Genomic DNA, 12,661 nt, shown 5'->3' on the forward strand with positions numbered 1-12,661 from the left:
TTTTTCTCGAAATAACTGTATGTGAAAAAAACAGCTAATTACCATAGCATTCTCTAACTCAACCATACAAATGCAATCATCGCACTCAAGTAGGCTATGCCTGTCATAAAAGACCACTGTATTACTGTCCATTTCCAACTGTTGGTTTCTCGTTTAACAATGGCCATAGTACTGAGACATTGCATGGCAAAGGCATAGAATAATAATAAGGAAATACCAGTGGCGAAGGTGTAGACAGGCGTTCCATCGGGACGAACTTCGCTTCGTAATTTATTCAAAATAGTGCGTTCTCCCTCCTCCTCTTCCGTATCTAAATCGGCTCCTAAACTGTAAATCGATGACAAGGTACTAACAAACACCTCACGTGCAGCAAATGATGACAAAACTCCAATACTAATCTTCCAATCATATCCCAAAGGTTTGAAAACAGGTTCTATGGCTTTCCCGATATATCCCAAATAAGAATATTCCAACTGCATAGATTCTACAAAATGAGCCTTTTCTGTTTTGTCCCATTGATTTTGCTGTGCTAGCACTTCGGCTTCTGCCTCAATATTCTCATATTTTTCGCCAACACCGTGAGAGCCTAAAAACCAAAGAATTATAGAGATTGCCAAAATAATTTTTCCTGCTCCCAACACAAAACTTTTGGTTTTTTCATAAACCGTAGTCCCCACATTCCGTAGTAAAGGCATCTTATAATCAGGCATTTCTACAATGAAAAAACTTTTATTTTTATTAATTTTCAGTATCTTATCCAAAATAAAAGCTGATAACAATGCCACCACAAATCCCAAAACATAGAGAGCTAATAAAGTAAGAGCTTTATAACTGATAAAGCCAACACTACCATCAGGAATTACTAATGCAATGATTATCAGATAGACAGGCAAACGAGCGGAACAAGTCATAAAAGGAGTAACTAACACAGTTATAAGTCGCTCCTTCCAACTCTCGATATTTCTGGCAACCATTACGGCAGGAATAGCACAAGCAACCCCTGAAATGAGAGGTACAACACTTTTCCCGTTAAGTCCGAAGCGTTTCATCAGGTTATCCATTAAGAACACTACCCTACTCATATAGCCACTTTCTTCCAATAGAGAGATAAAGAAAAACAAAATAGAAATCTGAGGTACAAACACAACTATCCCTGAAATTCCAGGAAGGATTCCTTGAGTCAGCAGATTTGTCAAAGCTCCCTCGGGCAAGATTTGCTCAGCCTTTCTTGAAAGCCAATCGAATCCCTTTTCAATCCAATCCATTGGGTAAGAACTCCAATCGTAAACGGCCTGAAAAACAAGCAGTAAGATAAGTGCAAAAATTAGATATCCAAATACTTTATGAATCAAAATTTTATCAAGTGAAGCACGAAGTCCTCGGGCATCAGCCAGATTAACGGAATAAGTCTTTTTTAAGATTTCATTAATATGTTTGTAACGCAAAATGGTCTCACGTTGTTTCAATCGCTTAATTTCGCTCTCTGATTTTGAACTTTTTACACCACTGAGATCAATTTCTTTGTATTGGTCGATAATATCTACGTTATGAGAAATTATTAGCCACAATTTATATGGATTTTCTTTGGGAAATAAATCTGCTATCCTTGTGAAATACCCTTCATCTAAGCTATTGATATTAAAAAACTTATCGGTTGAAAGTTCAGCATAATTAGTAATAACATCTTTTAGTTCATTCAATCCTTTTTTTGTTCGCGTACTCACTAAAACTACTTTTGTTCGTAACTCCTTCTCCAAGGCTTGAATGTCAATACTGATGCCACGTTTTTCCATCCGGTCGGCCATATTAACAATCAAAATTGTAGGCAAATTCAGATCCTTTATCTGTGTGAAAATCAACATATTTTGTTTCAGATTTTCAACATCGGTGACAACAGCTACCACATCGGGATACAATTCCCCTTTTTTATTCAACAGAATATTCACAGCAACGCGTTCATCCATTGAGTTAGCATTCAAACTATAGGTTCCAGGTAAATCTATAATTTCTGCTTTTGTTCCATCCGAAAGCTTACAATATCCAATTTTTTTCTCCACTGTAATACCCGGATAGTTCCCCACTTTCTGATTTAACCCTGTCAGAGCATTAAAAATAGAGGTCTTTCCCGTATTAGGATTCCCAATAAGAGCCACTCGTATGCTGTCTTTTGTCATATTTTTTCAATTTCAATTAATGAAGCCATTTCTTTACGGATAGAAAGATAGGAGTTATTCATGTTTACGTAGATAGGATTTCCAAACAACGATTTCTCAATAACCATAACTTCACTTCCAACAAAGCACCCCAATTCAATCAATTTTAAAGGAACATTCTCAATATCAATATGTTTAATAATACCTCGTTCCCCTTTTTTTAGGTCTGAAATTGTCGTTCTATGTGCTGTGGAAATATTTTCCATAACTTATCTTTTATTTAGACTTATTTTTTGAGGCAAATATAGTAATAAATATATATATACAAAAAAAGGTTGCCTGAATGTTTCAGACAACCTCATATTAGATTATTTTTAAGTGTTAGAATTTCAACTCCTTTTTCACTGATTCGTACAAATCTGTTCCAGAAGCTACGATTACCCCTGAACCAGCACTCGAATCAAGTACATAGTGGATACCTTGTGCTTTAGCAACTTTTTCAATAGCAGCTTTCACTTTTTTCAAAATTGGCTCTACTAATTCTTGTTGTTTTTTCAATAACGTTTGTCTTGCGTTTTGCTCAGCTTGACGAATATTGTTTTCCATCGTTTGGATTTCTTCTCCTTTTTTCTCAAACTCAGCTTGTCTTGCTTTTAACTGAGCTTCAGATAGAGAAGCTGCCTCATTTTGGTAGGTCTGAGCTTTGGTTTGAAGTTCTTTGATAGACGCTTGAATATCAGCGGTATAATTTTGCTCCAATTTTTTCAATTGAGCCTCTGCTGCTTTTCTCTCAGGCATTTCTTCAAGAAGTTTTTGTACGTCAATGTGTGCTACTTTCACTTGCGCAGTTGCCATTGATGTTGCTCCAAAAATAAGAGCTAACACTACCATAATTGTTCTAATGTTTCTCATCATCCTTAATAATTGTTAAATTAATAATTAGTCTTGTTTATTTTAAATCGTTTTTATTATTTATTTCGTTACTTGCTGTTTCCTTCTGGCTTCTCGTTCCTCTTGTTGTTTTTTGATTCGCTCCTCCCGCTCTTGCTGTTGTTGCTTCACCTTGGCTTCTCGTTCACGATCTCGCTGTGCTTTTTCTTCTGCCTTACGTTTTCGTTCTTGTTCGTACACCTTTTGCCGTTCAGCCTGTAGCTTTGCACGTTCTTTTTCTATTTCACGTTGGCGTTTGGTTCGTTCATCGACAAACTCAAAATCGTAACTTTCTTTTAATAACTCGGTAAAATCCCGATTCCTATCCTCTGCATTATCTTTACGTTTTAAGACCCGTAACACTACGTTACTCAAATTGTGTTGATTGGCAGAGTAGAGCATCGACACTTCACTTTTTTCAAAAACCATGTCGTAATTTCTGAGCTTCCCTATCTCTTGAACTATATTAAACACCTGATCTTGAATTGGTTTAGCTAACATAAACTTTTGAGTAAAGTACTCTCCTTCCTTTCCAAACTTCTGTTCCTTGTAGGCATTTAACTGATATTCTAATAAGGCGATTTCTTGCTCTTTATCCTTAATGAGTTCAGGCGTCAACAAGGATTTTTCAGCGTCAAGTTTCTGTTTCTCTTTCTGAATATCGGCTTCCCGCTTTTCAATTTCAACCTGCCACTGAGCTACTTGAAGTGCAAATTGCTCACTTGCTACTTGATATTCTTCCAAGTTGGACAGGACATAATCCATATCGACATACCCTATACGTGAACTTTTTTGTGCATAAAGCATCGTTGTTGCGATGAGCAAACCTAAACTGATTATATTTTTTACAATTTTATTCATCACTTACAAAACAGGAATGTGATAATCAAGCTAATAGTTTTGGATTTACATTTATTACGCATAACCTTTTCTACTACAGAAAATATCATGCCAAATTAGAATTGCTGTCCAAAAATAAAATGCGTTTGCCATCCCCCCACGGTATTTGAGCCTAATGGTTTGTCAAATCCATATCCAAAATCAATCCCCAACATACCGAACATCGGCATAAACAAACGCAATCCTAATCCTGCCGAACGCTTCAACTGGAATGGGTTAAAATTAGAAAAACCTGTGTAGGTATTTCCTCCCTCAGCGAATGCCAATCCATAAATAGAAGCCATCGGTTTTAACGTGATTGGATAACGTAACTCCAAAGAGAATTTATTGTATATGTTATCTCCTCCATCGGACGAAAGCGAATAATTAGTATATCCACGCATTTGGATATTTTCACGTCCGTCCATGTTGTAATATCCTAAACCATCTCCTCCCATAAAGAATCTTTCAAAAGGAACAATTCCTCTATCCTTGTTATACGCTCCTAAGTATCCGAATTCTGTACCTAATTTCACCACGAACTTATCAACAATGTTGGTGTACCACGTTCCTGAGGCTTTCAGTTTGTAGAACTCTAACCAGCTGAAACGCTGTTGGTCAATCGCCGCAACAGTAGCCATATCTCCGTTCGCTAATGCCGTAACCCTTTGACTTGCTAACGTTGCGTAATCAACTCCATTGAACTTTGAATAAGGTGGTGTTATTTTAGCACTCACCGAGAAATTACTTCCCGTCATTGGGTAGATTGGATTAGGGCCACTTGAGTTTCTTGAAAGGGAGATAGTGTACGAAAACGCATTCGAGTTTCCTTCTTGGAAAGAGAACAATCCTAATGAGTAATTCTTCAAATCATAGTTGTTGAAACTGAACAAATGTGAAATTTGAAAATAATCATCCGGTACTCGCAAACGCTTTGCTATTCCTAAATTAATCCCTGTAATATAAACTCGTCTACTTTTATCCACATCGTAGGTTCGATAGTCGTACCCGAACTGCTCAGTTCTGTTAAACGACAGTGAAAATTGAACTGGTTGTTTACCTCCTAACCACGGTTCCATAAAAGAAAATCCATAAGTTCTGTAAAATCTACTTGCTTGTAAATTAATTGATAGAGACTGCCCATCTCCCATCGGAAGCGGAACTTTTTGCATATACGCCTCTTTATCAAACAATTTTCTAATGGAAAAGTTATTGAATGAAAGTATCAAAGTCCCGATGAAAGAACCTCCTCCATAACCTCCTTGTAATTGCACTTGACTTCCACCTGATTCTGTTAGGTCATACTCTAAATCAACAGTCCCTTGAATTTCATCGGGATTTTTGATGTTTGGCGAAATATTTTGAGCATCAAAGATACCCAATTGACCTAATTCTCTTACAGTTCGGATAACAGCATCTTTGTTATATAAGTAGCCCGGACGTGTACGAAGTTCTCGATAAACTACGTGATCGTTGGTTCTTAAGTTACCTTTGATGGTTACCTTGTCAAAATAAGCGGGTTTACCCTCTTTAATTCTTAGCTCAAAATCAATAGTGTCATTTACTACAGAAGTTTCGACTGGAAAAACATCAGCAAACAGATAACCGCTGTTTTGATATAAATTGTAAATATCATCAGAATCAGGTTTTGAATTATCTCTAACCCGTTTTTTTAGCACCACTCCATTATAAACATCTCCTTTTTTTACACCTAAAACCTGATGTAAAGCGTGATCACTATAAATTGAGTTTCCGAGAAAACGAATATCTCCAAAATAATATCTACGACCTTCTTCCAATGCAATATTTACTTGGAGTTTTCCATCAGCATCATATCCAACGGTATCCTTGGTGATTCGTGCATCACGATATCCGTTTTCTTTATAGAAATCAATAAGCGACACCAAATCTTGATCGTATTCCTTAGCTACGTATTTAGAGCGTTTCCAAAAGCGTCCAAATAAGCGTTGTTTTGTTTTTTTCATTTTTCTTCGGAGAGTTGCATCCGAGAATTTTTCATTTCCTTCAAAATTAACGTTTGCTATTTTCACCTTGTTCCCTCTGTCAACATGGATGAGCATATTCACTCCGTTAGCATCAGTGGTATCAACCTTGGTATCAATAGTCACCTTAGTATCAAAATATCCCTCCTTTCTATACTTGGTAATAATGTAGTTTTTAGTATCAGCAATTAAACTTTCGGTCACTTTAACTCCTGGTTTGATTTTAGCATCTTCCAACAAAGTTTCGCCTTTTTTGGTTCGTACTCCCGTAACCTTAGCTGTAACTAAAGATGGTATTTCCTTGATTACCAACTCTAAAAAAGCCTTATCACCTTCCACACGTTGGATATAGATATCAATATCACTAAATAATTTATATCCCCATAATTTATGGATAATTGCACTGAATTTCTCGCTAGGGATAACTATTTCCTCCCCTACTTTCAACCCCGAGGACACTAAAATAGTCTGAGGATTATACCGCTGTGAACCAATCACTTCGACACCTCCGATAATATATTTTTTCCCTTCTTTCAACGTCAAACGCTCTTCTTCTTGTGCGTTTACTAACCCCACGATAGCTGACAGTGCTATGAATATATATTTTTTTAACGACATATTAAAGTTGTTCACTTGTTTTTCCAAATCTTCTCTCTCTCTGTTGATAATTTAAAACGGCCTCGTTCAGATGTTTTTTTGAAAAATCTGGCCAAAGGACATCGGTAAAATACAGTTCTGCATACGCAATTTGCCATAGCAAAAAGTTACTTATACGACATTCTCCACTGGTTCTTATAAGTAAATCTACATCAGGCAAATCATGTGTGTAGAGATATTTCTGAATTGTTTTCTCATCAATATTTTCAACCAAAATGGCACCTTTTTTCACATCGCTTGCTATGTTTTTTATGGCAGTCTGCAACTCCTCGCGCGAACCATAGCCTAAAGCTAAAGTGAGTGTCAAACCTGTGTTATGTTCCAACTTAGCAATAGTGGTTAATAATTCTTCTTTGACTTTGGTAGGAAAACGGTCTAAATTCCCAATGGCGTTCAGACGGACATTATTTTTATTCAATTTTTCAAATTCTTTTTTCAAAAACTTGACTAACAACTCCATCAAACCATTGATCTCTTCTTTCGGACGATTCCAGTTTTCAGTTGAAAATGCATATAGCGTCAGAAATTCTATTCGATGTTCAACACAATATTCCACTGAATCACGAACGGCATCGACCGCATTTTGATGACCAAAAATACGCATCATACCTTTCTTTTTCGCCCAACGCCCATTGCCATCCATAATAATGGCTAAGTGTTTTGGATAATTTATGATTTGCTTATTTTCCATTTTGTTATTCTCTGCAATAGCAAGGTTTTCTACCGAATGTATACGTTAGTGTAAACCCAGAAAAAGTATACCAGTCGTTGCTTGTTTTATTTCCAAATGACAAATTGCCTCCTGATGGAAGACTTCCATCCAAATTATTGGTAAACGTAAAGCGAGTGCCAATTTCAGCGGCTAAAATCCATCGAATTGCTATTTTCATTTTAAAGCCCATTACCACAGGAATCGCCCAAGCACGATGCCTATTAGGCATTTTTTGTGCTTCTAACGGACGTGTGGTTAGATTCTGAAAATATAATTCGTCTACATCAACATAAGATGCACCTGTAAAAAAATAAGGAGTCATTGGCATCTCCAACAAATTATCCATATTGAATTTGAAGAAGTTATATTCCAATCCTAACATAGTCTCCGTCAAATTATTGGAAAAAGCAAACTGTCTTTTAACCTTCGCAGCAATATCAGACTGTATATCATTGGCTCTCAAATTTGTTTTGGTTACTTGAAAACGCAACGATACTCGGTCATGAAAATTCCATTTATATATACCTCCATAAGCCAACTTATTGGGAAACACATAGTAAGTCCTACCTACATCGCTAATAGGGTTACTGCCTCCTAAAAAAACACCTATTTCGTGTCCCTGAGCATTCATCAACTGAATCCCTAAGAAAGCTAACAAACTACATAGATACTTATACATACATTAATGACAAAGTGCAAATATATGAGTTTTATAGAAAATCTACCCTTTTTTTTCGATATAATTTTTATTTAACTATTTCACTTTTGATAATATATAAAAAAACAACGCGTCAATAATCATTTAAAGTTTTGATTTTCATACATATAGAATTACATTGCAATTTAGAACGTTTATTTTTAGTTTTATTACATATTAACATTTTTTGAATCTAAGATTTTTGGCATTTTCACAAGTATCTATTACATGAAACAAAAAAACTTTACTCCCACAATTCGTAAAGAAATCACGCGAATAAAATGCTAAAAATTTTAAAAAAGAGATGTCGATATGTTTTTATATTGTATTTTAGCCCCAAAATTAATTTAGTTACCAAAAATGATTTTAGCACCTTCAATTTTAGCAGCCGATTTTGGCAATTTACAACGAGATGTTGAAATGGTCAATCAAAGTTTAGCGGATTGGTTCCATATCGACATTATGGACGGCGTTTTTGTTCCAAATATTTCTTACGGAATGCCTGTACTTGAAGCTATTAATAAACACGCTACCAAACCTTTAGACGTGCATTTGATGATTGTTGATCCTGACAGATACATCTCAACATTTAAGAAGTTAGGAAGTCATATTTTAACAGTTCATTACGAAGCATGTACACATTTACACCGCAGTGTCCAAGCTATTAAGAATGAAGGAATGAAAGCGGGAGTGGCGTTGAATCCACACACACCTGTCAATGTTCTGGAAGACATTATCCAAGAAGTTGATTTAGTACTAATTATGAGTGTAAACCCCGGATTTGGCGGACAATCATTCATTGAAAACACCTATAAAAAGATTCATCAATTAAAAGAACTCATACTCAGAAACAAATCAAAAGCGCTGATTGAAGTAGACGGTGGCGTAACCAACAAAAATGCTCGTCAATTAATGGACGCTGGTGCAGATGCTTTAGTAGCAGGTAGTTTTGTTTTTAACTCATCGAATCCAATGCAAACGATTGAGGGAATGAAAAAACTTTAGGCTCATTTTGGCACGAATTTAGATGGCGTATAAAAAAAGAATCATCATGAGAAAGATTTTTTATGCCACTATAATCCTTCTTCCTTTTGTGGTAAAAGCACAGGAAATCGGTTCAGCTGGTCGCTGGTTACAGAATGAAAACCGAAGAAGTGAAGCTACTGATAGATACATACCCTCAAACCTGAGTTATCGATGGGAAATGACATACGATTTAGGGTATGCGGAAGTTTTTATACGCATCCCAGAATCGGGGCGTTTCACTCTGCAGTTGGGTGAACAAGAAATCACTAACAGTAATGGTATGTTCCGTTTTTTTGATGTACCTGCTGTTAATCAAGAACTTAGCATATACTACGGCAGACGGTTGGTATATCGTGTAACCATCACTCCTCGCGACAATACGCGCATGGTCTTAGACTTTTTCTCTCGTCGAGGTTTATTTCTTTTGGAAGAAGTTAACTTAAACAATGTAAGGGAAATACATTATGGCAGACGATGGAACGATGTTTGGAATCATTCTTACGGAAGACGAAATAACATCTTGGATTTCAACGACTTTTTAAGAATGTTTGAACAACAAATGTTTGATAAAGATAAATTAAAATTCTTCCGTATGGAAAACGGAAATTCGTCATTTACAACAGCTCAAGTTGGAGAATTGATGAAGAGATTAAGTTTTGATGACAATCGGCTAATTTTGGCCAAAGAGGCATATGATTGTGTAATTGACAGAGAACTTTACTACCAATTGTATGATATGTTTCAATTCCGAAGAACGGCTAATGAATTTTCTGACTTTTTAACGAATAGACGTTCTTTAAGGAGATAATAACAAAGAATGGAAGAAACCAATATAGGCTAACTTAAATTTAGGTCAGTCTATATTGGTTTTAACAAAAACAGCAACAAATTTCGTACTACTTATTTCTGTATTTCCATGTAATACCATTTACTTCTTTCTTATTCGGAATTAACATACTGATAATGAACGCTACAATGATAGACGATACCATTCCTATAAGCCCATAAAGAAGAAACGAAAGACTGGTGTATGATTTGACTCCGTAGAGAATCAAAACTCCAGAGATGAGTCCAATGAGAGCTACGGTACCATTAACTCTTGGAAAGAAAATTCCTAAAATAAACAACGCTCCCAAACCACTGGTCAACAACCCTAAAAAGGTATTGAACTGATCCCACAACGAAGCAATATTCCAAGTAGCTAACACAATTGCCATTGCTGTCCCTAACAAACCGATAACGACTCCTGACCAACGAGCTACATTCATCTGCCCTTTAAATGAAGTATTTTTAAAAATTGTTTTGTAAAAATCAGACGTAATGACAGCTGAAACCGAATTTATATTGGAAGAAAGCGTACTCATCGCTGCTGCAAAAATCGAAGCTATTAACAATCCCGACATTCCAACAGGCATCTGAGAAACAATAAACTGAGGAAAAATAGAGTCAATATTTGGGTCAGTAATCGACATCTGCTCGGGGTTCGATTTGTAGAATGCAAACAAACCTGTTCCAAGCAAGAAAAACAATATACTCACGGGAACACTCACAATTCCATTAAGCCATATGCTTTTTGCCGTCGCCTTTTCATTAACAGTAGACATGTAACGCTGTACCACCGATTGGTCACTGGTATAAGATATTAAAGTGTTTGCAAGGCCTCCGAAAACAACTACCCAAAATACAGGCTGTGAGAAATCAAATCGAAAATCAAACGTATCTAATTTATTGAAAGTAACAGTTGTATTCCAAAATTCACCAAACCCACCATCAATACCTACTACCATCACAATAAAAGCAACTATAGCTCCTCCTACCAATATAAACCCTTGGATCACATCGCCCCAAACCACAGCCTCCATACCGCCACTGGTGGAATAGATAATTGTTACAATACTCATTATCAAAATAGCATAATAAATATTGAACCCTGTTACTGCATTAAGAGCTAAAGATGGTAAAAACAATACAATAGCAATACGACTGATCATGAAAAAACTAAACAGTGCTGAAGCCACCCAGCGAACTGGTCGATTGAAACGTTTTTCCAAATATTCATAAGCTGTATCCAATTTAAATCTCAAAAAGAAAGGTAAAAAAAAGCGAATAATGAAAGGTACTGCCAAAATAATGGTCATATTAAACATTAACATACGCCAGTCAGTAGCATAGGTTTTCGCAGGAATCGAGATGAAAGTAATGGCACTGAGCATCGTAGCGAAAATACTAATCCCAGCAGCCCACCACGGAATGCGTCCTCCACCTTTGAAGTAATCATCCGTATTTTTATTATTTTTCATGAAGAAAAATCCTAACATTAACATGCCGATCAAATACAATGCTAAAACGGCATAGTTTAACCAGCCAAATTCACTGTCCTTGGAGAACGATAGTTTGGTAATATAAGGTGAACGAATTCCTGGTTTCTGCTCTCCTCCCGCAACATAAACTTCCTGTTTTTGAGCATCATAAAAAACAGAAGCTACAGCAACCGCTTTATCTGTACTACCTAAATTAAACCACTCATCAGTAATGGTGTTATAGACCAAAACGTCAGTTTCAAAACCTTTGTGGGCTTGCCACAGTTGATTACGAAGTTCTATATTTTCATCATAAATAGCTTGTTCCACTTGATTAAAAATAACTCCTGTGTCACCTCCAAAAAGTAAAATACTCGACGCTCCAATTTTTGAAGCATTCGCAACGGCCAATGGTAAAACTTCTTTATTTTTTTGAATATCTTTAATTGGAAACCACTCGTTTAAAGAAGGTTTAAAAGTATATGCCTGATGGTAAAATTCTGTAAGATTTCTCCCATTTTGATTTCTTCCTCCAAAAGCAAATAAAGCGATTTCTGTACCATTCTGTTGTGCTACCATAGCTGCTCCTGATACTTTTTGAGGATAAGTAGGTAAAGTTTCCCATGTTGCGTCTGTTTTTTGTAAATCTAATCTCAAGAATTGGTTTAACGAACCGTTATCAGCAGTTTGCCCTCCTAAAAGATAAACACTATTTCCAACAACCTCAGCTACAGCACTTTTTACAGGGATTGGCAAATCGGCATAATGTTTTAGGATTATTTTCCCGTTGTTATATGAAATAGAAAAAACTTTGGACGACAATCCTTCGGAAGTTTGTCCTCCAAGACAAAGCAAACCATCTGAAATAGTGACATATGCTCCTTCTGCAATGGCTTCGGGGAGGTCTTCGGCTTGATAAATAGAGGTTAAATTACCATCTGATTCAACCTGAAATACAAAAACTGTTTTTGAAAATTGCTTTTTCCCTCCTTGCCAAGGTTTTTCAGTAGGAAAGTGAGACCCTCCAGCTAAAATGAAGTATGAGGCATGTTTACCAAAATAGGTTCCTGCTAAGCCTTCATGAAGTTGTGGTAGTTTTTCTAAACTTTGTGTATCAAAAATAGTAGTTTGATGAAATTGTGTGGCTGTTTTCTTATTTTCTTGCGAAAAAATGGCACTACTGCAATGCAAAAAGAGTAGCACTAAGCATAATTGAAACTTGTTTATCATAAAAAATCATTTTGGAAACGAACAAAAATACACTATTTTCCAACAAAAACAAAGGTTTTAGAAATAAAAAGGCT

The 12,661-nt window shown here is 36.1% G+C and carries 10 protein-coding genes; 2 read left to right on the forward strand and 8 right to left on the reverse strand.

Annotation, left to right across the window (positions count from 1 at the left end):
* Positions 1-53: 53 nt before the first annotated feature.
* The 7 genes from feoB to CGC52_RS02415 all read right to left on the reverse strand — a co-directional run bounded on the left by feoB (position 54) and on the right by CGC52_RS02415 (position 8,013).
* Positions 54-2,174 carry a ferrous iron transport protein B gene (feoB, locus tag CGC52_RS02385; protein ID WP_042008764.1) on the reverse strand — a complete coding sequence of 707 codons (2,121 nt, stop codon included), beginning with the start codon at positions 2,172-2,174 and terminating at the stop codon, positions 54-56.
* A complete protein-coding gene (locus CGC52_RS02390; RefSeq protein ID WP_042008762.1) occupies positions 2,171-2,419 on the reverse strand; it encodes a FeoA family protein in 249 nt (82 codons plus the stop codon). The genes feoB and CGC52_RS02390 overlap by 4 nt, the downstream gene beginning before the upstream one ends.
* 115 nt (positions 2,420-2,534) lie before the next feature.
* Positions 2,535-3,068, reverse strand: a complete 534-nt coding sequence (locus CGC52_RS02395; RefSeq protein ID WP_095893339.1) for an OmpH family outer membrane protein — start codon at positions 3,066-3,068, stop codon at positions 2,535-2,537.
* A gap of 57 nt (positions 3,069-3,125) precedes the next feature.
* Positions 3,126-3,944 (reverse strand): OmpH family outer membrane protein, encoded by an 819-nt coding sequence (locus CGC52_RS02400; protein ID WP_095893340.1) that lies wholly within the window; start codon positions 3,942-3,944, stop codon positions 3,126-3,128.
* A gap of 95 nt (positions 3,945-4,039) precedes the next feature.
* Positions 4,040-6,583, reverse strand: a complete 2,544-nt coding sequence (locus CGC52_RS02405; protein ID WP_042008755.1) for an outer membrane protein assembly factor — start codon at positions 6,581-6,583, stop codon at positions 4,040-4,042.
* Between the two features lies 1 nt (position 6,584).
* Entirely contained in the window at positions 6,585-7,313 is a 729-nt protein-coding gene (locus CGC52_RS02410; protein ID WP_042008751.1) for an isoprenyl transferase, read from the reverse strand.
* Between the two features lie 4 nt (positions 7,314-7,317).
* Positions 7,318-8,013: a DUF6089 family protein gene (locus CGC52_RS02415; protein ID WP_095893341.1), complete on the reverse strand. Its 696-nt coding sequence runs from the start codon at positions 8,011-8,013 to the stop codon at positions 7,318-7,320.
* A 378-nt stretch (positions 8,014-8,391) separates the two neighbouring features.
* On the opposite strand from CGC52_RS02415, the gene rpe reads away from it, so the two are divergent.
* Together rpe and CGC52_RS02425 are read left to right on the forward strand one after the other, a co-directional pair.
* Positions 8,392-9,036, forward strand: a complete 645-nt coding sequence (gene rpe / locus CGC52_RS02420) for a ribulose-phosphate 3-epimerase (RefSeq protein WP_095893342.1) — start codon at positions 8,392-8,394, stop codon at positions 9,034-9,036.
* 46 nt (positions 9,037-9,082) lie between these two features.
* A complete protein-coding gene (locus CGC52_RS02425) occupies positions 9,083-9,865 on the forward strand; it encodes a DUF4476 domain-containing protein (RefSeq protein ID WP_095894427.1) in 783 nt (260 codons plus the stop codon).
* An 88-nt stretch (positions 9,866-9,953) separates the two neighbouring features.
* Here the strand turns inward: CGC52_RS02425 and CGC52_RS02430 are convergent, their stop codons facing one another.
* A complete protein-coding gene (locus CGC52_RS02430) occupies positions 9,954-12,587 on the reverse strand; it encodes a sodium/solute symporter (protein ID WP_095893343.1) in 2,634 nt (877 codons plus the stop codon).
* Positions 12,588-12,661: the final 74 nt, after the last annotated feature.

The sequence above is a fragment of the Capnocytophaga sp. H2931 genome (genome assembly GCF_002302535.1).
GTDB lineage: Bacteria > Bacteroidota > Bacteroidia > Flavobacteriales > Flavobacteriaceae > Capnocytophaga > Capnocytophaga canis.